A 26,519-nucleotide genomic window follows, 5' to 3' on the forward strand; every position below is an offset into this window, starting at 1 on the left:
TCGCGGCCGACAGCCCGGCCGGGCCGCCGCCGACGATCACGACGTCGTATTCCATCGATTCGCGCGGGCCGTATTGCGCGAGCAAGTCCTGTGTGGTCAAAATCCTGTCTCCTCCTGCGCCCCGACCGTTACGGTCAGAACTGGTCTTCCGTCAACGCGAGCACGCTCTCGTTGCCCTTCGCGCCGACGATCGACGCTTCGAGCCCGCCTGCCTGCACGAGGACGTGTTCCGCATAGCATTGTGCGATCGCGATCTTCGCGTCGAAGAACGCCGTGTCGCTCGCACGGTTCGCGTGCGCCGCCAGCAGCGCACGCGCCATCTGCCATCCGCACAGCACGACGCCCGCCAGCTTCAGGTACGGCACGCTGCCCGCGAACACCGCGTTCGGGTCCTGCTTCACGTTCGCGACCACGTAGTCCACCACCGTCGACAGCGCGCGCGCACCCTTCTCCAGCTGCGCCTTCATCGACGCGGCCGCCGCGCCGTCGACCTTGCCGAGCGCCGCGACGGTGTCGCCGATCTCCGCGATCAGCGCCTTCGCCACCGCGCCGCCGTCGCGCATCGTCTTGCGGCCGACCAGGTCGTTCGCCTGGATCGCGGTCGTGCCTTCGTAGATCGCCAGGATCCGCGCGTCGCGGTAGTACTGCGCGGCGCCGGTTTCCTCGATGAAGCCCATCCCGCCGTGCACCTGCACGCCGAGGCTCGCCACGTCGTTCACCATCTCCGTGCTCCAGCCCTTCACGACCGGCACCAGATATTCGTAGATTGCCTGATGACGCGTGCGCGTCGCCTCGTCCGAATGGCGGTGGGCAATGTCGCTGTGCGCGGCCGCGACATACGCGAGCGCCCGCGCGCCCTCGGTCAGCGCGCGCATCGTGCCGAGCATGCGGCGCACGTCCGGGTGATGGATGATCGTCACCGACTGCTTGGCCGACCCGTCGACCGGGCGGCTCTGCACGCGCTCCTTCGCGAATTCCGCGGCCTTCCGGTAGGCACGGTCGGCCACGCCGATCCCCTGCATCCCGACGCCGAAGCGCGCCGCGTTCATCATGATGAACATGTATTCGAGGCCGCGATTCTCTTCGCCGACCAGGTAGCCGATCGCGCCACCGTTATCGCCGTACTGCAGCACCGCGGTCGGGCTCGCCTTGATCCCGAGCTTGTGCTCGATCGACACGCAGTGCACGTCGTTGCGCGCGCCGAGCGAGCCGTCTTCGTTCACCAGGAACTTCGGCACGATGAACAGCGAAATGCCCTTCACGCCTTCCGGCGCGTTCGGCGTGCGCGCGAGCACCAGGTGGACGATGTTGTCCGCCATGTCGTGCTCGCCCCACGTGATGAAGATCTTCGTGCCGAACACCTTGTACGTGCCGTCGCCCTGCGGCTCGGCGCGCGAGCGCACCAGCGCCAGGTCCGAACCGGCCTGCGGCTCGGTCAGGTTCATCGTGCCGGTCCATTCGCCCGAGATCAGCTTCGGCACGTAGCGCTGCTTCTGTTCGTCGGTGCCGGCCGTCAGCAGCGCCTCGATCGCGCCGTCGGTGAGCAGCGGGCACAGCGCGAACGACAGGTTCGCCGCGTTCAGCATCTCGATGCACGGCGTCGCGATCAGCTTCGGCAGCCCCTGGCCGTCGTATTCGGCCGGATGCTGCAGACCTTGCCAGCCGCCTTCGACGAACTGGCGGAATGCGGCGCCGAAACCCGGCGTCGCGGTCACGACGCCATCCTTCCAGCTGCTCGGGTTGCGGTCGCCCTCGACGTTCAGCGGCGCCAGCACCTCGTCGCAGAATTTCGCGGATTCGTCGAGCACGGCCTGCGCCGTGTCATAGCCGGCGTCCTCGAAACCCGGCAACTGCGCAACGGTGTCGATGCCCGCGAGTTCCTTCAGCACGAACAGCATGTCCTTGACAGGGGCGTTATAGCTCATGGTCGATGTTCCAAATCAGGCGGTGAATGAGGCGCGCGGCCCGGGCGGCTGCGGCAAAACCGGCCAGCGCCAGGCGACGTCGTGGCCCATCGTAATGCCGCGCCGGCGGTTTTCCATTGTCATATCCGGCCCACATGGTGACAAAACCGGCCACGCGATGCGCAGGGCGATGGCGGAAACGGGCGTCCGGGCGGGGCGGTTCGGGTGCCGTTTCCAGCATAAACGATGCGCAATCGGCGTGCCGGCCGGACGGGCCGGGCGGCGGCTCGAACGGCCGGCGAAGCCGAAAACCGGGAGACGATCATGAACATCGCCGAAGGACGCCGGCCTGAGCGCGTGCGACGGCAACCGCGCCGAGCACATGGCGGCCGGCGCCAAATCGGCCGCCCTTTTTCGCTGCCCGGGCCGGCACGTTTCTGCATAGACTTTCGTCTCATCAAGCCAGCGAGCACCGGAGCACAGACCAGCATGAGTGAACGCCCGAAGCACATCGCGGATTTCGTCCGGATCGCCGGCGAACTGTTCCAGTCGGACCGGCTTCCCCCCGCCGCGCGCGCATTCGCGCCGAAAGTATTCGCGCGGCTGCAAACGCCGTCGGACAACGGAACGCGGCTCGCGGAGCGCTACCCCGCCTGCGCATGGCTCGCCCCGGCGCTCGAGTCGGTCGCGCACGTCAGCCCGACGTTCGCCACGGTTGCACGGCTGATCGGGTCGCTCGAACCCGTGGTCGGATGGTCGCGTCGCACGTCGGGCAAGGACGGCAGCCCCAACTACATCGACGGGCACGCGAACGCGATGATCTGCGGGCCCGGCGGCGCGGAGAGCCGCGACGACATTCAGCTCGGCTTCTCGCTGATGATGCCCGGCGTCAGATATCCGGATCATGGTCACGCGCCGGAGGAAGCGTACGTGCTGTTGACCGCCGGTGAATTCCGGCAGCAGAACGGCGAATGGTTCGATCCCGGTATCGGTGGCGGCATCCACAACCCGCCCGGCGCGCTGCATGCGATGCGCGCCGGCGATACGCCGTTCCTCGCGATATGGTGCCTGCTGAATTGATCCGACGATCGTCGCGATGCGCTGACGGGTCCGCCTGCGGTGAGCGCCCGGTCATTGACCTACCGGTCGGTCCGGATTGCTTCAAACCGCTGTTGAACGGTACCCAGGCGTTTCGCGATCGGCCCGATCATGCCGGCATGCGTGTAAGCGAAACGATTCGACGCCTGCCCGAATCTCCAGCTTCCGTGTACGCCGACGAAATCATCCGAAGGAAGGCGAGCCGACCGGGCAACGAGCGGCGAGGCCATCGACCGGAAGCCGGCCATGGGAACCGGCGAAGGACGCCGGTCATGGGAGGCCCGTGCAGCCCACAGCGCGGCGGTCGGCTCACGCAGCCGCGCCGCACGGCGGAAGCAGCGGTCCGACCGCATCGTCAACCTCCATTCGGTCGACGCGATATCGCCCGCGCGTGGATAAAACGCAACAGCACGGCAGCAGACGCGTTCGACGATTTTGTGTCCTCGATGGCGCCTTTGTTATCGGGCATACTCTATTCGCGCCCAGCGAACGGTCGTTCCATTTTTAATGCGAACCCTCGCGCGAGCCACTAAATACGCACATGATTCTGTTACCTTGACGCACCGGCCCGAGCGCTTCGCGATGGCCATCACCCATCTTTCACACTATGACATTACAGATTGGGGTTCCTCTGGAGACAGCCACCGGCGAACGGCGCGTTGCGACCGTTCCCGAGGTGGTCGAGAAACTGATCAAGCTGGGGTTTTCGGTGGCCGTCCAAAGCGGCGCCGGTGCCGGCGCGAACTTTGACGACGACACGTACCGCGCGGCCGGCGCGAGCATCGCCGCCACGGCGGCCGAGCTCTGGTCCGGCAGCGACATCGTGCTCAAGGTGCGCCCGCCGAGCGCCGACGAAGTCGCGCTGATGCGCGAAGGCGGCACGCTGATCGGCTTCGTGTGGCCCGCGCAGAACCCCGAGCTGATGCAGCAGCTGGCCGCGAAGCGCGCCACCGTGCTGGCGATCGACTCGCTGCCGCGCACGCTGTCGCGCGCGCAGAAGATGGACGCGCTCACGTCGATGGCCGGCATCAGCGGCTATCGCGCGGTGATCGAGGCCGCGCATGCGTTCGGCCGCTTCCTGAACGGCCAGGTCACGGCGGCCGGCAAGATCCCGCCGGCGAAGGTGTTCATCGCCGGCGCCGGGGTGGCCGGTCTGGCCGCGATCGGCACGGCCGCGAGCCTCGGTGCGATCGTGCGCGCGAACGACACGCGCGCCGAGGTGGCCGATCAGGTCAAGTCGCTGGGCGGCGAGTTCGTCAAGGTCGACTACGAAGAGGAAGGCTCGGGCGGCGGCGGCTACGCGAAGGTGATGAGCGAAGGCTTCCAGCAGGCGCAGCGCGCGATGTATGCGCAGCAGGCCAAGGACGCCGACATCATCATCACGACCGCGCTGATCCCCGGCAAGCCGGCGCCGAAGCTCATCACCGCCGAAATGGTGCAGTCGATGAAGCCCGGCAGCGTGATCGTCGACATGGCCGCCGAACAGGGCGGCAACTGCGAACTCACGGTGCCCGGCGAAGCCGTGGTGCGCCACGGCGTGACCATCGTCGGCTATACCGATCTCGCGTCGCGCCTGTCGCGGCAGTCGTCGACGCTCTATGCGACCAACCTGCTGCGCGTGATCGAAGAGCTGTGCAAGGCCAAGGACGGCACGATCAACGTCGACTTCGACGACGACGCGATCCGCGGCCTCACCGTCATCAAGGAAGGCAACGTCACGTGGCCGCCGCCGCCGATCAAGCAGGCGGCCGTCGCGCCCAAGCCACCGGCTGCCGCACCCGCGGCAGCCGCCGCGCCGGCGAAGTCCAAGGGCCACGGCCACAGCGGCGAGCCGATGTCGGCCAAGGCGCTCGCGATCGTGTTCGCGATCGGCGCGCTGGCGTTCCTGCTGGTCGGCCAGTTCGCGCCGGCGAGCTTCCTGTCGCACTTCACGGTGTTCGTGCTCGCGTGCTTCGTCGGCTACATGGTGATCTGGAACGTCACGCCGTCGCTGCACACGCCGCTGATGAGCGTGACCAACGCGATCTCGTCGATCATCGCGATCGGCGCGCTCGTGCAGGTCGCACCGCCCCTCGGTGAGCTGGCCAACGCCGGCGATCGCCCGTCCGGGCTGATCCTCGGTCTCGCGGTCGGCGCGCTCACGCTCACGGCCGTCAACATGTTCGGCGGCTTCGCGGTCACGCGCCGCATGCTGGCGATGTTCCGCAAATAAGGGGACGACAACAATGACTTCCAACCTGACCACCGTCTCCTATATCGGCGCCGCGATCCTGTTCATCCTGAGCCTCGGCGGCCTCGCGAACCCCGAAACCGCGCGCCGCGGCAACCTGCTCGGCATGATCGGCATGCTGATCGCCGTGCTGGCCACCGTGGCCGGGCCGCGCGTGTCGGCCGCGGGCATTCCGTACGTGATCGCCGCGCTCGTCGTCGGCGGCGCGGTCGGCCTGTACGCGGCGAAGAAGGTGCAGATGACGCAGATGCCGGAACTGGTCGCGCTGATGCACAGCCTGGTCGGTCTCGCGGCCTGCCTCGTCGGCTTCGCGAGCTACATCGACACGTCGCTGCAGTTCACCGGCGCCGAGAAGGCGATCCACGAAGTGGAAATTTATGTCGGCATCCTGATCGGTGCCGTCACCTTCGCGGGCTCGATCATCGCGTTCGGCAAGCTGTCGGGCAAGATCGGCGGCAAGCCGCTGCTGCTGCCGGCACGGCACTGGCTGAACCTGGCCGCGCTCCTGATCGTGATCTACTACGGCCGCGCGTTCCTGCATGCGGAAAGCATCCAGGACGGCATGCTGCCGCTCGTCGTGATGACCGTGATCTCGCTGCTGTTCGGCGTGCACATGGTGATGGCGATCGGCGGCGCGGACATGCCGGTCGTGGTGTCGATGCTCAACAGCTACTCGGGGTGGGCGGCAGCCGCCACCGGCTTCATGCTCGGCAACGACCTGCTGATCGTGATCGGCGCGCTGGTGGGCTCGTCGGGTGCGATCCTGTCGTACATCATGTGCCGCGCGATGAACCGCAACTTCATCAGCGTGATCGCGGGCGGCTTCGGCAGCGGCGCGGGCGCACCGGCGGCAGCCGGCGGCGGCGCCGCGCTGCCGGCCGGCGAAGCGGTCGCGGTGAGCGCGGCGGAGACGGCCGAACTCCTGCGCGAAGCGAAGCGCGTGATCATCGTGCCCGGCTACGGGATGGCCGTGGCGCAAGCCCAGCACACGGTGTTCGAGCTGACGAAGCTGCTGCGCGAGAAGGGCGTCGACGTGCGTTTCGCGATCCACCCGGTCGCGGGCCGCATGCCGGGGCACATGAACGTGCTGCTGGCCGAAGCGAAGGTGCCGTACGACATCGTGCTGGAGATGGACGAGATCAACGGCGACTTCCCCGAGGCCGACGTGTCGATGGTGATCGGCGCGAACGACATCGTGAACCCGGCCGCGCAGGACGACCCGTCGAGCCCGATCGCCGGCATGCCGGTGCTGGAAGTGTGGAAGGCGAAGACGTCGATCGTGATGAAGCGCAGCATGGCGTCCGGCTATGCGGGCGTCGACAATCCGCTGTTCTACAAGGACAACAACCGCATGTTGTTCGGCGATGCGAAGTCGATGCTCAATGAAATCTTCGGTGCACTGAAAGCCTGAGTACGGCCACGCGCGCGGAGCGGCAGCAAGCCGCTCCAGCGCCGCGTGGCTTCGATACGCCGTCGCGGACGCCGAACCGGACGACGCGCAGCCTCCCCCGCCTGCCCTTTTCCCGTTGCGCCGGTTTGGTCAGCGCTTGTGGACGACGGAGTCGAGCACGAAACTGGTCGTCATGTTTTGCACGCCGTCCAGCGCGCTGATCGTTGCCCAGATGTCGCTGATGCGCTCGTGTGTGGCCGCCTCGATCTGCACCAGCAAATCGACCTCGCCGCTGAGGACCGCGCAATCGCGCACCTCGGCGATCCGCTCGAGTGCGGCGAGCACGTCCGCGCCGCGCATCCGGTCCCGGCGATACACGAGCATCACGGCACGCACCGGCACGACATCGTCGGGCAATGCGAGCCGCACCGTATAGCCCGCAATGATGTTCAGCGCTTCGAGCCGGTCGATCCGGTTGCGGACCGCCTGCCTGGACAGACCGATCCGGTCGGCCAATACCGCGAGCGGTATCCGCGCATCGGCACACAATGCGTCGATGATCTTCTGGTCCAGGCCGTCGATCTTCATTGGCCGAACCCGGTGTGCGCGGCGCCGCGTGCATCGACCGCGTCGCGCAATGCCGCGATGTGGCCGGGGCCGATTCCGCAACACCCGCCGACGATCCGCGCACCCAGGCCAAGCCACTGCTCCGCCCATCTTGCATAGCCGGGCGGATCGACGTCGCCGCGCAGGCCGTCGAGTTCCTCGTTCGCGCGCGCATCGGCGCGCTGAGGCGGAAACGCGTTCGCATAGGCGCCGATCGCGAGCGACGTTCCGGTGTTCGCGAGCGTGCGCTGCACCGTCTCGATCGCCACACCCATCACCTCCGGCTGGCTGCAGTTGAACAGCAGCGCGGTCGCGCGCGCGGACACGGCGGCGTCGATCGCTTCGTCGAGCGTCTGTCCCGATCGCAGTACCGGCGTGGTGCCTGCGTCGACGTCGACGTCGACGTCGTCACGCAGCGTGAACGAGACCCAGAGCGGCTTCGGATTCGCACCGAGCGCACGCCGGACCGCGCCGATCTCGTCGGTCAGGCTCTGCGTCTCGGCCAGCCACAGGTCGACGTAGGGATCGAGCCCGTCGACGAGCGTCGCCAGGATCGCATCCGCGCGCGCCGCGTCGAACAGGTCGGGTCGGTAGGAACCGCCGGTCGGCGGAAGCGATCCCGCGACGCGCACGGGCCGCGCTGCGCGGTCCGCCGCTTGCCGCGCGAGTTGTCCGGCAAGGGCCGCGAGCGCGACACCGTCGCGACGGAACCGCGCTTCGCCGATATGGAACGGCACGACCGCATAGCTGTTCGCGGTGATCACGTCGGCACCCGCCGCGATGAACGCGTCGTGCGCAAGGCTGACGTAATGCGGCGCTTCCATCAGCGCGAGTGCCGACCATTCCGGCTGCCTGAACGGCGCCCCCATCCGCGCCAGTTCGCGCCCCATGCCGCCGTCGAGTACCGTGATGTCTTGCATAGTCCGTGCTCCGTCGTTGCAATCCGCGCAGCTCGTGCCCGCATCGATTCAAAGGTCGGCGCGACGCGCGTGGGGCGTCGACCGAGCGTGCGCGCGGGTCCGTTTCAGATCTGCGCCAATGCTTGCGCGATATCGCTTTTCAGGTCGTCGATGTGCTCGATGCCGACCGAATAGCGGATGAAATTGAGCGGGATGTCGGCAGCGCGCATTTGCTCCGCCGACATCGTGCCCGCCCACATGGATGCCGTATGGATCGCGAGCGAATCGACGCCGCCGAGATTGCCTGCATTCAGCGGCAGGCGCAGCGCCTCGACGAAGCGCTGCGCTTCGCCGTAGCTTCCCCGCACGCCGAACGCGACCACGCCGCCGAAACCGCGCATCTGCCGGCACGCGAGCCCATGCTGCGGATGGCTGCGCAGGCCCGGATAGAACACGCGCTCGATCTTCGCGTGCGCTTCGAGGAATTCGGCGAGCGCCTGGGCGTTCGCATTGATCCGCTCGACGCGCATCGGCAGCGTGCGCAGCCCGCGCAGCAAGAGCCACGCGTCCATCGGCGACAGCACCGACCCGAGCGTGATGTGCGTATGCCAGATCTGCTCGGCGAGCACGCGGCTCGTGCAGATCACGCCGCCCGTCAGGTCGTGATGGCCGCCCAGATACTTGGTCGCGCTGTGCACGACGATGTCGACACCGAGCCGGTGCGGCTGCTGGTTGATCGGCGACGCGAACGTGTTGTCCGCGAGCGTGAGGATGCCACGGGCTCTGGCGATCTCGGTCACCGCGGCGATGTCGGTCACGAGCAGCAGCGGATTGACCGGCGACTCGAGCACGATCAGCCGTGTGTTCGGCCGGATCGCGCGATCGAACGCGACCACGTCGGTCTGGTCGACGAACGTCACCTCGACGCCGAACCGGCGCAGCATGTCGTCGAGCAGCTTGGTGGTGCTCATGTAATGACGCGTCTGGCCGACGACGTGATCGCCGGCCTTCACGACACTGAGGATCGCGGTCGCGATCGCGCCCATGCCGGATGCCGTGACGAGCGCGGTCTCGGTGCCCTCGAGCTCCGCCATGACCGCCTTCACGCGCTCGTGAACCGGATTGCCGTAGCGCGTGTAGTTGCGCGGATGCTGCGGCACGCTCGACATCTCCGCGAATTCCTCGCTGCCGGCTGCCTTGAACACCGCCGAATAGTGGATCGCCGGCGCGACCGACTTCTCGTCGGTCACGTCGCGGTCCGCGGCGAGCGCCAGCGTTTCAAGCTTGTATCCCATGTCGTCCTCGGATCGTTCGTTGTGTCGCGTTCATGCGGCGCCCGTCAGGCACGCACGCCGCCCAGATGGCGATTCAGCAGACCTTCGACGCGCTTGAGCACGGTCGAAAGCACCGCCGTGATACCGACGTAGACGATGCCGGCCAGCATCAGTGCGTCGGTCGTATAGGTTTCGATGGAGATGCGTCGCGCGACACCGGTCAGGTCGAGCACGGTGATCGTGCTGGCAAGCGCGGTCGATTTCAGCTGCAGCACGATCTCGTTGCCGAGCGTCGGCGCGACGATGCCGATCGCGCGCGGCACGATCACGAACCAGGTGAGCATGAAGCGGCTCATCCCGAATGCCAGTGCGGCCTCCTTCTCGCCGGCGGGGACGCCTGCGATCCCGCCGCGGATGTCTTCGGCCATGTAGGCCGCGAGATTGAGCGTCAGCGCGCACAACGCACACGAGAACGATCCGCCGACCAGCAGCCACAGAGGCGATGCACGCACGAGCGAGAACTGCGCGAGCCCGTAATACAGCACGAAAATCTGCACCAGCAGCGGCGTGCCGCGAAACACCGACATGAACAGCCGGCTCGGCGTCGACAGCCAGCGGCACGCCGACGTGCGCGCGACCGCCAGCGGCACCGCGAGCGCGAACGCCAGGGTGCACGACAGCACCAGCAGCTCGAGCGTAATCCAGATGCCGCGCGCGACGTCCGGGCCGGACTGCGCGATGAGGGAAACAAAGTCGTTCATCAGATGGCCCTCCTCAGGTGCGTGCTGCGTAACCGCGGCCCGCGCTGCGCTCGAGCCACGCGAACACGGGGTTTGATGCGGCGAGAAAGCCGAAATAGACGACTCCGACCGCCACGTAGAAGACGAATGGCTGCTTGGTGAACTGCGCGGCGATGTTGGCCTTGCGCAACATGTCCTCGAGCCCGACGATCGACACCAGCGACGTGTCCTTCAGCAGGTTCTGCCACATGTTGTTCAGGCTCGGCAGGCAGATGCGCCACGCCTGCGGCAGCCGCACGTACCACAGTGTCTGCAGGCGTGTCATCCCGTACGCGCGCGCGGCCTCGATCTGGCCGGCCGGCACCGCGCTGAACGCGCCGCGGAACATCTCCGACGAGTACGCGCCGAACACCACGGCGAGCGCGATCACGCCGGCGGAGAACGGGCTGATGACAACGGCGCCATCGAATTGCGCGTTGAGAAAATGCGACAGCCCGAAGTAGCAGATCAACAGGATCAGGAACTCGGGAATGCCGCGCAGGAAATTGGTCAGCGCATAGGTCGCATGCCTGAGCCACCCCAGGCTCGACAGTTTTGCCGACGCACCGGCGATGCCGAGCAGCATGCCGACGCACAGCGCGGCGACCGCCAGCTCCAGCGTGACGAGCGCGCCAGCCGCGATCTGCGCGCCGTAGTTCACCAGGATATCCATCGTAATGTCGCTCCGTGTAAGACCGGAATCGCGCGGGCCGCCGTCCGGCGCCCGCGCGGTCCCGCTGCGCGGTTATTGCGGCGCGATGCTGAACGGGAAATAGCGCTTGTTGGCCGCGGCGAACGTGCCGTCCGCCTGCACCTGCGCGATGCCCTTGTCGAACAGCGCCTTCAGCGGCGCGTCGCCCTTGCGCACCGCGATCGCCGTACCGTCGCCGAAAATCTCCGCATCGGCGATCGGCTTGCCGACGAAGTCGAAGCCTGCCTTCCTGCCGGCCTTCGTCAGCCAGTCGTACGCGACCGTGTTGTCGGCGAATACCGCATCGACGCGCCCGGCCTCGAGATCGAGCCAGGCCTCGTCGAGCGTCTGATAGACCTTCACGTCGATCCCCGACTTGCTCGCCGGCAGGCGGCGGCGCAGATAGGATTCGTGCGTCGAGGCCGTCTGAACGCCGATCGTCTTGCCGCGCAGCGTGGCGGCGTTGTCCGTGATGCCGGAGCCCTGCTTCGCGACGAGCTGCACGGGCGCCGTCGTGACGATGCGCGTGAAGTCCACCGACTGCTCGCGCTCCGGCGTCTTCGACATTTGCGCGAGCACCGCATCGATCTGCTTCGCCTTGAGTGCCGGAATCAGCGCGTCGAAATCCATCGTCACCCACTGGCACTTGACCTTCATCGTGTCGCACATCTTCTTGCCGATGTCGATCTCCATGCCCTGCAGCTTGCCGGAGGCATCCTTGTATTCGAACGGCGCGTAATCGGCGAGCGTGCCGACCCGCACGACCTGCTCGGCCTGCGCGACCGATCCGAGCAATGCCGCGCCCACGCACAGCGACTGAAGCAGCTTTTTCATGGTTTCCTCTCCGGTTGGCATTGAATCCGCATCAAATGATGCTGGACAGAAACTTCTGGAACCGCGGCGATTTCTGGCTCGCGAACACTTCGTCAGGACTGCCGTCTTCCTCGATTCGTCCCTGGTGGACGAACACGACGCGGTTCGCGACCTCGCGCGCGAACCCCATCTCGTGCGTGACGACGAGCATCGTGCGTCCCTCGTCGGCCAGCGAGCGCATCACTTTCAACACTTCGCCGACGAGTTCCGGATCGAGCGCCGACGTCGGCTCGTCGAACAGCATCACGTCGGGGTCGGTCGCGAGCGCACGCGCAATCGCGACGCGCTGCTGCTGGCCGCCCGACAGCTGGTTCGGATAGTGTTCGCACTTGCCGGCGAGCCCGACCCGTTCGAGCATCGCGATCGCCTTGTCGCGGGCGTCGCGCTTCGGCACGCCGAGCACGCGCACCGGCACGAACATCACGTTCTGCAGCACGGTCATGTGCGCCCACAGATTGAACTGCTGGAACACCATCGCGAGCCTGCGGCGCACGCGCATCACCTGCCGCGCGTCGGCCGCGACGAGCGCGCCGTCGCGGCCCGCCTGTTTCAGCGCGAGCGTTTCGCCGTTCACGCAAATCCGGCCGCGGTCGGGCATTTCCAGCAGGTTGATGCACCTGAGGAACGTACTCTTGCCCGACCCGCTGCTGCCGAGGATCGACACGACCTCGTGATTCTTCGCGGTCAACGAGATGCCCTTGAGCACCTCGACACCGCCGAACGACTTGTGAATATCCTCGACCACCAGCGCGTCCGCCGCCGGTTTGCATGCAGGAATTGCTGCTGGCATCCTCGACTCCTTCCTCGATACGTTGCTCACACCGCTGCGGTTCGCGCCGCGCCGGCCAGTCAGGCGCCGGCGCTTGCGCATCAGCCCGACAGCCGCCGGTTGCGCCTGAAGCAGACCACCTTCGGCTGCGTCATGTCCGTCATCGCGAACCGAACGCCTTCGCGGCCCAGCGACCCATGCTTGAATCCGCCGAACGGCATGCCGTCGAAGCGGTAATCGGACGAGTCGTTGATCATCACGCCACCCGCCTGCAGACGCTCGGCCGCACCGAGCGCCACCTCCAGGCGGTTGGTGAACACGCCTGCGTGCAGGCAGCTCTCCGACGCGTTGGCCGCGTCGAGCGCCTGCTGCAGGTCGGTGAATTTCTCGATCGTCACGACCGGCGCGAATACCTCGTCGGTCCAGACACGCGCGTCGTGCGGCACATCCGCGAGCACCGTCGGTTCATACAGCGCCCCGCGTCGCCGATGGCCGGTCAGCACCGTCGCACCGCCCGACACGGCTTCGTCGACCCACTGCTCGATGCGGATCGCCTGTTCCTCGCCGATCATCGGCCCCATGTCGGTCGCATCGTCCAGCGGATCGCCGACGACCATCCTGCCGGTCAGTTCGACGAAATACCGCACGAACGGCTCGTACGCGGCCTCGGCGACGAAGATCCGCTGCGTGCCGATGCAGTTCTGTCCCGCCGCCCAGAACGCGCCCGACACGCACGATTCGGCGGCATCCTTCAGGTCGCAGTCGGCCATGACGATCACCGGCGCATTGCCGCCCAGGTCCATCGCGATCTTCTTGAGTCCCGCATCGCGCGTGATGGCCTCGCCGGTCTGCGGGCCACCGGTAAAGGTCACCATCCGGATCCGCCGGTCGCGCACCAGCGCGGACGCGAGATCCGCGCCGCCGTGCACGATCTGCAGCGCGGCGCGCGGCGCACCGGCTTCCCACAGGACCTCGACGAGCGCCTGTGCGGACAGCGGCGCGAGCAACGAGGGCTTCAGGATGACCGCATTGCCGGTCGCGAGCGCCGGCCCGAGCTTGTGTGCGACGAGGTTCAGCGGGTCGTTGAAGGGCGTGATCGCGAGAATCACGCCCAGCGGCTCCAGCGTGTAGTAGCCGCTGCGATCCTCCGAGCCGGGATACCCGTCGAACGGGATCGTCTCGCCGTTGAGGCGTTTTGCTTCCTCGCCCGACAGGCGCAGCGTGTTCACGCAGCGCGCGACTTCCTTGCGGGCCTGCCGCAGCGGCTTGCCGGCCTCGAGCGCGATCGTGCGTGCGAATGTCTCCGCTTGTGCCTCCACGCTCGAGGCTGCGCGAAACAGGAGGTCGGCCCGCTGGCTGCGCGACATGCTTGCGGCCGCGCGCGCGCCGTCGAGCGCGCGCTCGACGAGGAGCGGCGCCGCATCGGCTCGCGACAGACGAACCTGGCCGACGATCGAGCCGTCATACGGCGATCGCACATCGGCCACGCCGGCTCCCGTGCAGTCGCTCATCACCGCATCGCGCGCGCTCATGCGGCCACCTCGTGCGAGGCCGCGCCAATCCGGTCCGCCAGTTCGATCAGGTCGGAGAGGATCGCGAACGCCGTTTCCTCGCGCCCGGCCCCCGGCCCGCTGATCGTCACGTCACCGAGCACGTCGGTGTCGAACGTGATCGCGTTCGTCACGCCGCTCGCGGCCAGCAGCGGATGGCCGGCCGGCAGCTTGCGCGGTTCGACGCTCGCGGTAACGGTGCCGTCCGGATGGCGAGTGGCGGATCCGATCAACCGCCAGGACATGCGCTCCGCCGCCGCCGCGCGCACGTCGTGCTCGGTCAATTCCACGATGCCGCGGCACGTCACATCGGCGCGCTCGAGGCCGGCATTCCACAGTGCGTTCGCCAGAATGACGACCTTCAGCTGTACGTCCGAGCCGTTGACGTCGGCCGCCGGGTTCGCCTCCGCATAGCCGCGCTGCTGCGCATCCCGGATCGCCGCCTCGAAGCTCGCGCCGGCCTCGACCTCGCCGAGCACGTAGTTCGACGTGCCGTTCAGGATGCCGGCGAAGCCGCGGATGTCGCAGCCGCGCAGCGAGGTCGCGAGCTGCCGCAGCACCGGCGTGCCGCTCATCACCGTGCCCTCGTACATCACGCACGCACCCGATTGCGCGGCGATCCGCGCCAGTGCCGGCTGCGCGAGCGCGATCGGCCCCTTGTTGGTCGTGATCACGTGCTTGCCGCATTCGAGCGCGGTGCGGCAATGCGACAGCGCGGGCTCGCCGGTGGTCGGATCGGTGAAGGTCGCCTCGATGACGACGTCCACGTGCTCCGACGCGATGGCCTTCAGCACCGCACCGAGGCCGACGTCCGGCGACACCAGCGTGCCGGGATCGCGACGCAGCGCTTCGGCATCGACGCCCCGCCGGGCGGTTTCGTCGAGGACGTCCAGCGCGATACCGCGAGGATTCGTCGCGATCCCGAGCCGCAGGTCGGCGACCATCGTCACCGATACGTCGAGTCCCGCCGCGCCCAGCATCGCGCGCTTCTTCTTGAGCAGTTCGACCAGTCCCTGATTGACTCCGCCGAAACCGACCAGTGCCAGTTTGAGTTCCATCTCGATCATCTCCTGTTCATTGACCACACGACACAGGTTAGTTATGCGAATCGATTTTCAAATTATGCGTTTCGCCCGATTCAAGCCGTCACCCGTTGCGATTCGTCATGCGGGACGGACGGATCGCCCGTCCCGCGCGAAACCAGTCCGTCAGGCGGCCGGCGGTTCGTCGTCGCCGTCCTTGTCGACCGGCACGAACAGCCCGACCTTGACCGCGCTCAGCACGACATTCGTGTTGATCCGGCGGATCATCGGATTGCTCTGCATGATCCGTGCGGACAGCCGGTCGTACGCCTCGACGTCGCGTGCGGTGATGATCGCGATCAGGTCGGCGGAGCCGGTCACGTAGTAGATCTGCTGGATCTCGTCGTGCGCCTTCGACCACTCGCGGAACCTGGCGACCGTCTCGTAGTTTTCGCGTTCGATCTCGATTGCCGCGATGAACGTCATCGGCCGGCCGACCGCCGCACGATCGACCACCGCGATTTCCGCCGAAATGATCTTCTCGGTGCGCATGCGCTTCAGCCGCTTTTGCACGGCCGACGTGGACAGGCCGATCCGTTCGGCGATGGCGTCCGCGGTCGCGCTGCAATCGCGCTGGACGATATTCAGGATCTTGCGGTCGAAGGAGTCGAGTGCGTCGGTCATCGCGTGGTCTGCCGGAGAACGGGTGCTTGCGTCAAAGATAGAAAGGGCGGGCCGATCTGAGCCCGACCAGATGCCGGACACGGTCGAACGCGGTGACGAGCGTTTCGCGCCACTGCGCCGCCGGCCCGCAGATACATACGGGCGCGAAGTGGATCGTATCCACACCCGCGGGAATTCGGAACGGACGCTCGATGCCATCGTCCGATTCGGTCACGAGCGCGGTGCCGTCGACTTCGGTCAGGCTCATCAGCAGATGGGCGGGTGCAGTCGCACCCAGCAGGTCGCGCAGAGGCGACTCGTTCGCGGACAACTGTTCGAGCAGCGGCAACTCGTACGCGCCGGGCCACCAGGTGTCGTGCTCGTCGAGCCACGGGCCGACGCCCGGCATGCCGACCATCTCGAGGATCCGGTTCGCACCGAGATGCGCATACGCGCGACACCGGCCGGCTCCGTCGGTCGACGAGCGCGCCAGCCAGCCGCCGGCGCTCGGGACAGGGTCCGTCAACGCGACGTTCGCGGGCTTCAGTCGGCCGAGCGTTTCAGCCGTGCCTGCGGCGGATCGGTGCCCTTCGCAGGACCTCGGTGCATGATCCGGGACGATCCTGCACACCCATTTGGGACCACCCTGCAAGGCGGCGGGGACGTCGCCGGCCCGGACTTGAGCGGCTCGCCTGCGGGCGTGTTCGACGATGACGATTGGCGTGTCCGGCATACGACTCTCTTGTGCTTGCTGGGCCGCGTCGCAGCGATGCTGGCGCGCTTCATGGATCGGCCGACGGTGTTGGGGCTGGAGAAATCATATCGCCTCGATGCGACTGAAAAAATCTCAACCGCGCCGAACCTCGACGTAAAACGTCGAAAAACACTCCTTGCCGGACGTTTCGCATCCAATCGAGCGCCAGCCGGTCCGCCGGCCATCACGACCGCCGAACCCGCAAGTCAATGCGATGCACCGAACAGTTGAATCACGACGCCGCGCAGCCAGCGGTTGCCGGCCTCATGGTGATATCGCGCATGCCAATGCTGCCGTACCGCAAACCCGTCGACCGGGATCGGACATGCATGAACCGCCAGATCGCTCGCCTGGGCCAGTGTCTGGCCGATATGACGCGGTAGCGTCGTGATCAGGTCGGTCGTCTGGACGATCGCCCCCAAGCCCAGGAAACCCGGCAACTCCAGCACGACGTCCCGCTCGATGCGCGCCTGCCGCAGCGCCTGTTCGAGGAGTTGCGCCCCGGTTCCCGCGGTAATGGCGACATGTCCTTCGGAACGATACTGCTTCGCCCCGAGGCGGCCGCGAATCCGCGGATGATGCCGGTTGGCCAGGCATACCCAGTCCTGGTCGTACAGCTTCTGCTGATAAATGCCGCCACCCAGCCACGGTACATAGCCGATCACGAGATCGGCTTCGCCGGATTCGAGCGCGCGTTCCGTATTGCCGTCGATCCGCGCGGCTTCCAGCCGGACGCCGGGCGCCTGCGCCCGGACATGGGCCAGCAGCCTCGGAAGCAGCGTGATGTGGCTCGCGTCGGTCATGCAGATGCGAAAGCGTCGCTGGGCCGTCGCCGGATCGAACGCGATCTCCCAAGCGGTGAAGCGCCGCAGGGATTCGAGAATTTCCCGGCATGGCCCGATCAGCGCGTCGGCTTGCGGCGTCGGCGCCATGCCGCCGGGCGTCCGGATGAAGAGCGGATCGTGCAGGTGTTCCCGCAAGTGCCCGAGCCAGATGCTGACCGTCGGCTGGCTCTGGCCCAGTTGCTCGGCGACGCGCGTGACGCTGCGCACGTCGTACAGGAGATCGAAAAGCTGAAGCAGCTTCAGGTCGGGCAGGTCGGCAGGCATCGTGGCGTTATTGTCCATGGCAATGACGACATTGTATCCATTGCATTGTCGGCATGAGCGGCGACTCCTATCGTGATGCCATACGTCAGTTTTGCATGGGACCAGAGTAAGGCGCCAAAGCGCCAACTCTGGTCGACAAAGGAGAAGCCATTGAAAATAGCAATTCTGGGCGCCGGCGCACTGGGCTGCGCGATCGGCGCCACCCTCACCCAAGGCGGCCACGAGACCTGGCTGATCGACCGCTCGCCGGCACACGTCGATGCGATGCGCCGTGACGGCCTGCGCGTCGACGACGCGGCCGGTACCCGCCACGTACGCGTCCACGCGACGACCCAGGCTGCCGATGTCGGCGTGGCCGACCTGGTGGTGGTGCTGGTCAAGTCGTTCCACACCGACGCGGCCATCCGCGGCGCCCAATCGCTGGTGGGGCCGGATACCGCCGTGCTGTCGCTGCAGAACGGCCTCGGACACGAGGACATCCTGATCGACGTCGTCGGCCGCGAGCGCGTCCTCGCGGGCAAGACCTACGTCGGTGGCGTGCTGCGCGGCGCGGGCCACATCGAATCCGGCGTGATCGGCAAATACACCTATATCGGCGAACTCGACGGCCGCATCACGCCGCGCGTGCAGGCGATCGCCGCCGCGTTCGATGCCGCCGGCCTCGCCACGACGATCAGCGACAACATCGTCGGCACGATGTGGGACAAGCTGCTGGTGAACGTCGCGACGGGTGCGCTGACCGGCCTGACCGGCCTCACCTACGGGCAGCTTTACGACGAACCGCTGCTGAAGGCGACGTCGCTCGCGGCCGTGGCCGAGGCGATCGCGGCGGCGCAGGCGGCCGGCGTCAAGCTGTCGATGACCGATCCCGAGCAGGCCTGGACGCTCGCCGCGGAGGGGCTGCCCGCGTCCTTCAAGACGTCGATGCTGCAAAGCCTGGAGAAGGGCTCGATCACCGAAATCGACTTCATCAACGGTTCGGTCGTGCGCTGGGGGCAACGCTACGGCGTGCCGACCCCGGTCAACGCAACGCTCGTCGCCTGCATCAAGGGGCTGGAACGCGCGATGGCCGACCGCCAACGGCAGGAGGCCGCCGCATGAATGCCACGAAAGCCTATCTCGAACACGTCGCGATCTGGGTCAAGGACATCCGCTGGCACATCCGCTTCTTCGAGGACGTGCTCGGCATGACCCTGCGCGAAGTGGACGGCACGCTCGACGCGCCGCGGCAGTACTGGACGCTCGGCGGCCTGCAGTTCATCCACGCGCCGGAACACGATGGCCCGGAAGGCCGGCTCGCGCATCTTGGCGTGATGTGCGAAGACCTGGAGGCCGCGCTGGCCGCGGCGCAACGCTTCGGCGCGACGGAGATGCCGCAAGGGCGCAACTGGCTTCGCCTGCCCGACGGGCTCGCCGTCGAACTGATCCAGGCCAGGCCGGCTTCCTGCGTTGCGCAGGCGCTGGCGATCAACCCGCGCGCGGAGGCATGACCATGACGATCGTCGAAAAATACTGGGACGACGCCCGCGAGGGCGACACGTGCACGAGCCCGAGCTACACCGTGACCAAGGAGCGCATTCTCGCGTACGCCGACCTCACCGGCGACCATACGCCCGTCCACGTGGACGAGGAATACGCGAACGCGAGCCATTTCGGCTGCCTCGTCGCGCACGGGCTGTTCGGCCTGTCCATCGCCGACGGCCTGAAGACGCAGAGCGACTATCGCTTTCTGCCGGGCATGTCGCTCGGCTGGAGCTGGGATTTCCTGCTGCCGATCAAGGTCGGCGACGTGCTGCACGTGACGTTCCGCGTCGGCTCGATGCGGGCGAGCAAGAGTCGCCCGGACTGGGGCATCGTCGTGCTGCCGTCGGAGCTGATCAATCAGGACGGTCAGGTCGTTCAACGCGGCGAGCATCGCCTGATGGTGCCGCGCCGCCCGGAGGCACTGTGATGCAGGCTCGCCCACTCGAAGGCATTCGCGTCGTCGACTACAGCCACTTCCTTGCCGGGCCGTATGTCGGGCGCTGTCTCGCGGCGCTCGGCGCCGAAGTCATCAAGGTCGAGCGCCCCGGCTCGGGCGACGCGGGACGCCAGCACGCGACCGTGCTCGACGACCAGCAAAGCGGCTACTTCCTGCAGCTCAACATGGGCAAGCGCGGCGTGAGCGTCAACATGAAGGACGCGCGCGGCAAGGCGTTCATGCAGCGGCTGTGCGACTCGGCCGACGTGTTCATCGAGAACTATCGGCCGGGCGCGCTGGACAAGCTCGGGCTCGGCTATGCCGAACTGTCCGCGCGCAATCCGGGCCTCGTCTACTGTTCGATTTCGGCGTACGGGCACACCGGTCCCGATGCGCATCGCGCAGGCTTCGGGCTGATCGCGGAAGCCAAGAGCGGCATCATGCAGATGGTCGGCACGCCCGGCGAACGGCCGCCGCTGCTGCGCATCTCGCTCGGCGACATGTATACCGGCATTCATGCGGTCGCGGCCATCAACGCCGCGCTGCTGGGGCGCGTGAAGAGCGGCCGCGGGCAGCACATCGACATGGCGCTGTACGACACGCTGGTATCGATGCACGAATACGCGGTGCAGTGCTACACGCTGCAGGGCGTGCTGCCCGAGCAGACCGGGCATGACATGCCGACCTCGACGCTCTATGGCGTATTCCGCGCCGCGGACGGCGATCTCGTGATCGCCGCGCAAGTCGACGACGCGTGGAAACGCTTCGCCGAGCTGATCGCGACGCACGGCGGCCCGGCGGAATTCGGCGCCGACACGCGGTTTCACGACAGCACCGGGCGCAACGCGCACCGCGCGGAGATTCTGTCGGTGGTCGAGCCGTGGGTGGCCGCGCGTTCCGTCGCGTCGGTACTGGAACTGCTCGACGGCATCGACGTTCCGTGCGCGAAGGTGCAGCGCATCGACGAGGTATTGAACGATCCGCAGATCCAGGCGCGAGGCATGGTCGTCGAGCAACAGCATCCGCGCTACGGGACGCTGCGCCTGCCCAACCTGCCGTTCCGGTTTTCCGATTGCGATACGACGATACGCGACGTCGCGCCCGATCTCGGGCAGCACAACGCGGAAGTCGCGCGCGCCCTCGGGTTCGATGCGGCCGAAATCGACGCGATGCAGGCCGACGGCGTCCTCTATTCAAAAGCGAGCCAATGATGACCGACCAGTACGCGGTGATCGGCAATCCGATCGGGCACACGAAATCCCCGTTGATCCACGGCCTCTTCGCGCAGGAAACGCGGCAGGACCTCAGCTATACGGCGATCGAGGGGCCCGTCGAGCCGGCAGGCGCTTTCGCTGCCACGGTTCGCGCGTTTTTCGACGGCGGCGGCAAGGGCATCAACGTCACTGCGCCGTTCAAGCTCGACGCGTTCGCGATGTCGGACGAACGCAGCGAGCGGGCGCAGCTCGCGGGCGCGGCCAACGCGCTCAAGTTCGACGGCGGCCGCATCCTGGCCGACAACTTCGACGGCATCGGCCTGGTTCGCGATATCGAGGCGAACCTCAGGCTGCCGATGGCCGGCAAGCGTGTCCTGGTGCTCGGTGCGGGCGGCGCGGCACGCGGCGCGCTGTTGCCGTTCCTCGAAGCCGGACCGGCTGAACTGGTCATCGCGAATCGCGACGTCGACAAGGCGCGCGCATTGGTCGCGCAGGTTGCCGGACGCGGTCCGCTCGTTGCCGGCGGCTACGCGGACCTCGCACGCATGGGGCGTTTCGACCTGGTCGTCAATGCGACGTCGGCGAGCCTGACCGGCGACCTGCCGCCGGTTCCGCCGAGCGTGTTCAGTCCGGCCGGCACGGCCTACGAACTTGCCTACGGCAAGCGTCTGACGCCGTTTCTCCGGCTCGCGAAAAACGCCGGCGTACACGGCATTGCGGACGGCGTCGGCATGCTGGTCGAGCAGGCAGCCGAAGCATTTGCATGGTGGCGCGGCGTACGCCCCGAGACCAGCTCGGTGATCGATCGGCTGGCCGTGCCCTTTGATTGAACAGGCGATGGAGATTCGCATGAAGAAGATCCTGATGCTGCATGGCATCAATCACAACATGTTCGGCAAGCGCGACCCGGCACAGTACGGGACGATCACGCTCGCGCAGATCGATGCGCGGCTGCAAGGGCTGGCGACCGAACTGGGTGTACAGGTGGAATCGTTCCAGACGAACAGCGAAGGCGCGATGTGCGAGCGCATTCATCGCGCTTTCGAGGAACGCCAGGATGCGGTGCTGATCAACGCCGGGGCATGGACGCATTACAGCTACGGCATTCGCGATGCCCTCGCCATCCTCACGTGCCCGATCGTCGAACTGCACATGTCCAACATTCATGCGCGCGAGCCGTTCCGGCATCACTCCGTGCTGGCTGAAATCGTCAGCGGGCAGATTTGCGGTTTCGGAGTCCAGAGCTATCTGCTGGCGCTGCGGGCCGCGGTCTCGGCGCTCGGCGACGCATAGGCCGATTCCCGCATCGGCCGCCGATGCGGGACCGACGCCCATGCGCAACCGTTCCCGGGTACACGGCGTGGCGCACCGCGCTGGTTCGCCGTGCGTCGGATCGACGGGCCCCGGTCAGGTCACACACCGGAGTCGCCACATCGGGCAGTGACGACTCCCCGCATCACCCGCGTTGCCCGGCACACATATCAATATCTGGAGACGACGATGACCACGACCTTGCGAGACGAGCCTCGCGGCAGGCACCAATCGAGAAAAGCCGCCATCAGCGGCTGGATCGGCTCGGTGCTCGAATACTACGATTTCTTCATCTACGCCACGGCATCGGCGCTGATCTTCCCGCAGATCTTCTTTCCGCACGGCAGCCCCACGACCGCCATCATCGCGTCGCTGGCCACTTACGGTGTCGGCTACGTGTCGCGCCCGATCGGCGCGTTCGTGCTCGGCCATCTCGGCGACACGCGCGGACGCAAAACCGTCCTGCTGTTCTGCATGTTCCTGATGGGCATCTCGACCGTCGGCGTCGGCCTGCTGCCGACCTATCAGCAAGCCGGGCTGATCGCGCCGGCCTTGCTGGTGACGCTTCGCCTGCTGCAAGGTTTCGCCGTGGCCGGCGAGATCACCGGCGCGAGCTCGATGATCCTGGAACACGCGCCGTTCGGTCGGCGCGGATACTTCGTCAGCTTCACGCTGCAGGGCGTGCAGGCGGGCCAGGTGCTGGCCGCCGCCGTGTTCCTGCCGCTCGCCTACTACATGCCGTCCGCGCAATTCGACAGCTGGGGCTGGCGCATTCCGTTCCTGCTGAGCGCGCTCGTCATCGTTGCGGGTTTGATCATTCGCCGCCAGGTCGACGAGTCGCCGGCCTTCGATGAAGCGGTACGCAACCAGGCGCAAGCCGGCTCGCCCGTCGCCGACGCTTTCCGGCATCACTTTCCCGACATGGTGCGCGTGGCCTGCATGTCGATGATGAACGTGATTCCGGTCGTCGCCACGATCTTCGGCGCAGCCTATGCGGTCCAGCCGGCGTATGGCATCGGCTTCCAGAAAGACATCTATCTCTGGATCACGGTGATGGGCAATATCGTTGCGATGATCGTGATTCCGTTCGTCGGCAACCTGTCCGACAAGGTCGGACGCCGGCCGCCGATCATCGTCGGCGCGCTGGCGGCCGGCCTGCTCGCGTTCGCCTACCTGTATGCGATCAGCATCCGCAACGTGCCGCTCGCATTCGCGATGTCGATGCTCATGTGGGGGGTCGTGTACCAGGGCTACAACGCGGTATTTCCGTGCTTTTACCCGGAACTCTTCCCGACCCGCACGCGCGTCTCCGCGATGGCGATCGCGCAGAACCTCGGCACCGCGGCCACGGCGATGCTGCCCGCGCTGTTCACGGCGGTCGCGCCGCCCGGCGCACACCACGTGTGCCTGATCGTCGGCGGGATCGCGTTCGGCATCACCGTGATTGCGTCGCTCGCAGCCGCGAGCGCACGCGAGACCCATCGTGTCCATATGAACGACCTGGGGCAAGCGAACGCTCGACCGGTCGACAAGGCAGAATACGACCGGCTGCGCGTCGCTGCAATGGCGCGCCATCGCGTCGTGCACGAACACGTGCCGGGATCGCTGGGCAGCTAGCCGGCGCTCGACGGGGCGTCGTGTCCGGCGCCTCGTCCGCCGGGTATTTCCGGCTTGCTGCTGCACCCTCGCCGGCAGAGCGCACATGCGTTGCCGCTGTCTTCACCCGATGCCTGATACCGTGCCGAAAACCGTCATGCCGGACACCACGCGCCCTGCCCGCCTGAACTTCGCGCTCATGTTGCCGCTCCTGCTGGCGGCACAGCCGGTGGCGACCGACAGTTACCTGCCGGCGCTGCCTGAAATCGCCGCCACGCTGGGGTCCGCCAGTGTCAGCCTGACGGTTTTCGCATTGATATTCGGTATCGGGCAATTGCCGATGGGCAGTCTTGCCGACCGGTACGGCCGCCGCCCCGTGCTGCTGGGCGGCCTTGCGCTCTATACGCTGGCAGCGCTCGCGGCTGCGCTCGCGTCGAGCGCGGCGATGCTGGTCGCCGCTCGCGCGATGCAGGGCTTTGCGATGGCCGCGATCCTGGTATGCGCGCGCGCAACCGTGCGCGACCGGTATTCGGCAGCCGACGGCCCGTACGTGATGGCGCGCGGTTTCATGGGAATGGGGATGATGGCGTTCCTCGCGCCGATTCTCGGTGCGTATGTCACGCAGCAGGCCGGATGGCGATGGGTGCTCGCGGGGATGAGCCTGTATGCGTTCGGGCTGCTCGTCATGTGCTGGTACGGCTTCGAGGAAAGCTTCACCCGAGTCGCTTCGAGCCGGGGCTCGATCCGCGACGTGCGCGAGATATTCGGCAATGCCACGTTCAGGGTATGGGCGCTGCTGGCCGCCTCGACGTACACCGGCATGTTCTGCTTTCTCTTGCTCTCGCCCGCGATCTACATCCGGCATCTCGGCCCGTCGCCCCAGCGATATGGCTGGATACCGGCGAGCGGTACGTTCGTCTATGTGCTGAGTACGTATGGCTGCCGCCTGTTGCTGCGACGGCAGAGCATGCTGCGAACGGTGCGACAAGGCGCAACGTTGAGCCTCACCGGCGCGGTGATTCAGGCATTGGGGTGTGCGCTGCTTCCCGGAAGCATCTGGCCGCTGCTCCTCGGGCATGGCGTGTATTGCCTCGGCCACGGCATCCATCAGCCCTGCGGGCAGGCAGGGGCGGTCAGCAGCCTGCCTCATCTGGCGGGCCGCGCGGTATCGTGGTCCGGCTTCGTCATGATGTTCTTCGCTTTCAGCGTGGGACAGACGGCAGCGGTCTTCACCGATCCGCGCTATCAACTGGGCGCGTGGCCGATGGTGGTGCCGATGCTCGTCGTCGGCGTGACGCTGGTCACGATCGCGTTTGCGTGGCTGCCGAGAATCATCCACACGATTTCGGTCGGCAGGCAATCCGGCGTATCGGCGAGTTCGAGCCGCTGACCGGGCCGCCGTGCTTGCGTGTGAAGCGCGCGGCCGATTCGCTCGACCTGTCCGTCGAATGCGTCGCGCGCGATGTGACGCCGCCAGCTCGTGACCTCGAACGACGCGATGTGGAGAATCTTCGCGATGCGCTATTGCCGATACGAAAAGCAAAACGACACACCGCACGCATGCTGAAGCCTGGCGACGGGGAGCCGTCCATGGGAGCGCGCGAAGGATGCCGGTTATGGGAGCGGGATCGAAACCGGGTTTAAACGACCCGCGCTACGCGCGCCGCCGGTAAGTCCCCGGCGTACTCCCCGTCCAGTGGCGGAACGCGCGATGGAACGCGCTCGGATCGTCGAAACCGATATCGGCGCCGATCGCCGCGATCGTGTCGAGCGTGTCGGTGAGCCGCTGGATCGCGATGTCGCGCCGCAGTTCGTCCTTGAGCGCCTGGAACGTCGTGCCTTCCGAGGCCAGATGGCGGCTCAGCGTGCGCACCGAACAATGCAGATCCTCGGCCGCCTGCTCGATCACCGGCAGGTCGGGCAGCGCCGCCGACAGGTATTGCCGCACGCGATGGCACACGAGCTGTTCGCTGAACGATTCGAAGATCCAGTCGCCGGGCGCGCGCGCGAGGAACTTGCGCAGGTTGCGCTTGCTCTGCCGGATCGGCGCGTCGAGGTAGTCGGCGCTGAAGCGCATCAGCGTGCGTTCGCAGTCGAACTGCACGGAGCCGGTGAAGAAGTACAGGTGCTCGACCGCATGGCGCGGCCGCGGGCACGCGAACTCGATCCGCAGCAGCGGGATCTTCTGCCCGATCAGCCAGGAACACACGCCGTGCACGAGCTTGAGCATCAGTTCCTGGCCGAGCGCGCCGATCGGGCCGACGGCCGGGTTCGGCCGCAGCAGCACCTGCGCGACGAGGCCATCGCGCTTCGATTCGACGAAGAAGTCGTCGAGCAGGATATGGAAGAACTGGCCGAAACGGTGCAGCGCCGTTTCGAGGTTGCGCGCATCGAGCAGGCTCAGGCACAGGTACTTCAGCGTGCCGCCGCGCAGCGGGCGCGAGAAGATGCCGGGCATCTCGTCGTCGAGGTCGATCGCGAGCGTGCGGTACAGCGTCGAGAACTGCTCTTCCGTCACGCGCGCGTGCGGCTCGCCGAGCAGCTCGAGCGGGATGCCGGCCCCGCGCAGGTAACGCTCGACCACGTCGCGCTGCGCGCCCGCGCTCGCCAGAAAGCCGTTGACGAGCGAAATCGGCACCGTCGCGCTCGGCGACGGCAGCGCCTGCCCGGGCCGGGCGGAAGGTGAGTCTGAACCGGTCATCGCGTCCCCGTCGGTCGAACCGCTCGCATTGTACTTGAGCGGCCCGGGCCCGGCTTTTGGGGCTTTTGGGGCTTTTGGGGCTTTTGGGGCTTTTGGGGCTTTCGGGGCTTTCTCGGCTTTCTCGGC

26 protein-coding genes are annotated in these 26,519 nt (G+C 66.9%); 12 read left to right on the forward strand and 14 right to left on the reverse strand.

Annotation, left to right across the window (positions count from 1 at the left end):
- Positions 1 to 134 precede the first annotated feature (134 nt).
- Positions 135 to 1,925 (reverse strand): acyl-CoA dehydrogenase, encoded by a 1,791-nt coding sequence (locus tag DIE12_RS36425; RefSeq protein ID WP_124523945.1) that lies wholly within the window; start codon positions 1,923 to 1,925, stop codon positions 135 to 137.
- A 468-nt stretch (positions 1,926 to 2,393) separates the two neighbouring features.
- Here DIE12_RS36425 and DIE12_RS36430 point away from each other — a divergent pair, with 468 nt between their 5' ends.
- From DIE12_RS36430 to pntB, 3 genes are all read left to right on the forward strand, one after another.
- Positions 2,394 to 2,984, forward strand: a complete 591-nt coding sequence (locus tag DIE12_RS36430) for a dimethylsulfonioproprionate lyase family protein (protein ID WP_124489170.1) — start codon at positions 2,394 to 2,396, stop codon at positions 2,982 to 2,984.
- Positions 2,985 to 3,609: 625 nt separating this feature from the next.
- Positions 3,610 to 5,214 carry a Re/Si-specific NAD(P)(+) transhydrogenase subunit alpha gene (locus tag DIE12_RS36435; protein ID WP_124523943.1) on the forward strand — a complete coding sequence of 535 codons (1,605 nt, stop codon included), beginning with the start codon at positions 3,610 to 3,612 and terminating at the stop codon, positions 5,212 to 5,214.
- A gap of 13 nt (positions 5,215 to 5,227) precedes the next feature.
- Positions 5,228 to 6,643: a Re/Si-specific NAD(P)(+) transhydrogenase subunit beta gene (pntB, locus tag DIE12_RS36440; RefSeq protein ID WP_124523942.1), complete on the forward strand. Its 1,416-nt coding sequence runs from the start codon at positions 5,228 to 5,230 to the stop codon at positions 6,641 to 6,643.
- Positions 6,644 to 6,772: 129 nt separating this feature from the next.
- On the opposite strand, the gene DIE12_RS36445 is transcribed toward pntB, so the two are convergent.
- From DIE12_RS36445 to DIE12_RS36495, 11 genes are all read right to left on the reverse strand, one after another.
- Entirely contained in the window at positions 6,773 to 7,210 is a 438-nt protein-coding gene (locus DIE12_RS36445) for an Lrp/AsnC family transcriptional regulator (RefSeq protein ID WP_044848460.1), read from the reverse strand.
- The gene (locus DIE12_RS36450) at positions 7,207 to 8,148 is read right to left on the reverse strand and encodes a homocysteine S-methyltransferase family protein (RefSeq protein WP_124523940.1); all 942 of its coding nucleotides are present in this window, start codon (positions 8,146 to 8,148) and stop codon (positions 7,207 to 7,209) included. The genes DIE12_RS36445 and DIE12_RS36450 overlap by 4 nt, the downstream gene beginning before the upstream one ends.
- A gap of 104 nt (positions 8,149 to 8,252) precedes the next feature.
- Positions 8,253 to 9,422 (reverse strand): PLP-dependent aspartate aminotransferase family protein, encoded by a 1,170-nt coding sequence (locus DIE12_RS36455; RefSeq protein WP_124523939.1) that lies wholly within the window; start codon positions 9,420 to 9,422, stop codon positions 8,253 to 8,255.
- Positions 9,423 to 9,466: 44 nt separating this feature from the next.
- Positions 9,467 to 10,162, reverse strand: a complete 696-nt coding sequence (locus tag DIE12_RS36460; RefSeq protein ID WP_124523937.1) for an ABC transporter permease — start codon at positions 10,160 to 10,162, stop codon at positions 9,467 to 9,469.
- Between the two features lie 13 nt (positions 10,163 to 10,175).
- A complete protein-coding gene (locus tag DIE12_RS36465) occupies positions 10,176 to 10,853 on the reverse strand; it encodes an ABC transporter permease (RefSeq protein WP_044848456.1) in 678 nt (225 codons plus the stop codon).
- A gap of 72 nt (positions 10,854 to 10,925) precedes the next feature.
- Positions 10,926 to 11,705 (reverse strand): transporter substrate-binding domain-containing protein, encoded by a 780-nt coding sequence (locus DIE12_RS36470; RefSeq protein WP_124489178.1) that lies wholly within the window; start codon positions 11,703 to 11,705, stop codon positions 10,926 to 10,928.
- 31 nt (positions 11,706 to 11,736) lie between these two features.
- Positions 11,737 to 12,534, reverse strand: coding sequence for an ABC transporter ATP-binding protein (locus DIE12_RS36475; protein WP_044848454.1), 798 nt, complete (start codon positions 12,532 to 12,534; stop codon positions 11,737 to 11,739).
- 80 nt (positions 12,535 to 12,614) lie between these two features.
- A complete protein-coding gene (locus tag DIE12_RS36480; protein WP_124523936.1) occupies positions 12,615 to 14,045 on the reverse strand; it encodes an aldehyde dehydrogenase family protein in 1,431 nt (476 codons plus the stop codon).
- Positions 14,042 to 15,121 (reverse strand): homoserine dehydrogenase, encoded by a 1,080-nt coding sequence (locus DIE12_RS36485; RefSeq protein ID WP_124523934.1) that lies wholly within the window; start codon positions 15,119 to 15,121, stop codon positions 14,042 to 14,044. Before DIE12_RS36485 ends, DIE12_RS36480 begins: the two co-directional genes overlap by 4 nt.
- A 150-nt stretch (positions 15,122 to 15,271) precedes the next feature.
- Complete coding sequence (locus tag DIE12_RS36490) at positions 15,272 to 15,769, reverse strand: Lrp/AsnC family transcriptional regulator (RefSeq protein ID WP_044848452.1); 498 nt, start codon at positions 15,767 to 15,769, stop codon at positions 15,272 to 15,274.
- Positions 15,770 to 15,800: 31 nt separating this feature from the next.
- Positions 15,801 to 16,274 (reverse strand): hypothetical protein, encoded by a 474-nt coding sequence (locus tag DIE12_RS36495; RefSeq protein ID WP_257774851.1) that lies wholly within the window; start codon positions 16,272 to 16,274, stop codon positions 15,801 to 15,803.
- Positions 16,275 to 16,355: 81 nt separating this feature from the next.
- Between DIE12_RS36495 and DIE12_RS38870 the strand changes: the two genes are divergently transcribed.
- Positions 16,356 to 16,733 carry a hypothetical protein gene (locus DIE12_RS38870; RefSeq protein WP_260426333.1) on the forward strand — a complete coding sequence of 126 codons (378 nt, stop codon included), beginning with the start codon at positions 16,356 to 16,358 and terminating at the stop codon, positions 16,731 to 16,733.
- Here DIE12_RS38870 and DIE12_RS36500 read toward each other — a convergent pair.
- Positions 16,709 to 17,629, reverse strand: a complete 921-nt coding sequence (locus DIE12_RS36500; RefSeq protein ID WP_124523948.1) for a LysR family transcriptional regulator — start codon at positions 17,627 to 17,629, stop codon at positions 16,709 to 16,711. The genes DIE12_RS38870 and DIE12_RS36500 overlap by 25 nt on opposite strands.
- 132 nt (positions 17,630 to 17,761) lie before the next feature.
- On the opposite strand from DIE12_RS36500, the gene DIE12_RS36505 reads away from it, so the two are divergent.
- The 8 genes from DIE12_RS36505 (at position 17,762) to DIE12_RS36540 (ending at position 25,082) form a co-directional block, all read left to right on the forward strand.
- Positions 17,762 to 18,712 (forward strand): ketopantoate reductase family protein, encoded by a 951-nt coding sequence (locus DIE12_RS36505; RefSeq protein ID WP_124523931.1) that lies wholly within the window; start codon positions 17,762 to 17,764, stop codon positions 18,710 to 18,712.
- Positions 18,709 to 19,101, forward strand: coding sequence for a VOC family protein (locus DIE12_RS36510; protein WP_124523929.1), 393 nt, complete (start codon positions 18,709 to 18,711; stop codon positions 19,099 to 19,101). The genes DIE12_RS36505 and DIE12_RS36510 overlap by 4 nt, the downstream gene beginning before the upstream one ends.
- Positions 19,102 to 19,103: 2 nt before the next feature.
- Entirely contained in the window at positions 19,104 to 19,562 is a 459-nt protein-coding gene (locus tag DIE12_RS36515; protein ID WP_044848448.1) for a MaoC family dehydratase, read from the forward strand.
- Entirely contained in the window at positions 19,562 to 20,782 is a 1,221-nt protein-coding gene (locus DIE12_RS36520; protein ID WP_124523928.1) for a CaiB/BaiF CoA-transferase family protein, read from the forward strand. The genes DIE12_RS36515 and DIE12_RS36520 overlap by 1 nt, the downstream gene beginning before the upstream one ends.
- Complete coding sequence (gene aroE, locus DIE12_RS36525; protein ID WP_124523946.1) at positions 20,782 to 21,615, forward strand: shikimate dehydrogenase; 834 nt, start codon at positions 20,782 to 20,784, stop codon at positions 21,613 to 21,615. Before DIE12_RS36520 ends, aroE begins: the two co-directional genes overlap by 1 nt.
- Positions 21,616 to 21,634: 19 nt before the next feature.
- Positions 21,635 to 22,078: a type II 3-dehydroquinate dehydratase gene (aroQ, locus tag DIE12_RS36530; protein WP_124523927.1), complete on the forward strand. Its 444-nt coding sequence runs from the start codon at positions 21,635 to 21,637 to the stop codon at positions 22,076 to 22,078.
- A gap of 207 nt (positions 22,079 to 22,285) precedes the next feature.
- Entirely contained in the window at positions 22,286 to 23,713 is a 1,428-nt protein-coding gene (locus DIE12_RS36535) for an MFS transporter (RefSeq protein ID WP_124523926.1), read from the forward strand.
- A 136-nt stretch (positions 23,714 to 23,849) separates the two neighbouring features.
- A complete protein-coding gene (locus DIE12_RS36540) occupies positions 23,850 to 25,082 on the forward strand; it encodes an MFS transporter (protein WP_124523924.1) in 1,233 nt (410 codons plus the stop codon).
- Positions 25,083 to 25,346: 264 nt separating this feature from the next.
- On the opposite strand, the gene DIE12_RS36545 is transcribed toward DIE12_RS36540, so the two are convergent.
- On the reverse strand, positions 25,347 to 26,519 hold a 1,173-nt coding region (locus DIE12_RS36545), incomplete at its 5' end, for an AraC family transcriptional regulator (protein WP_260429075.1).

It is taken from the genome of Burkholderia sp. Bp9015, assembly GCF_003853505.1.
Taxonomy (GTDB): domain Bacteria; phylum Pseudomonadota; class Gammaproteobacteria; order Burkholderiales; family Burkholderiaceae; genus Burkholderia.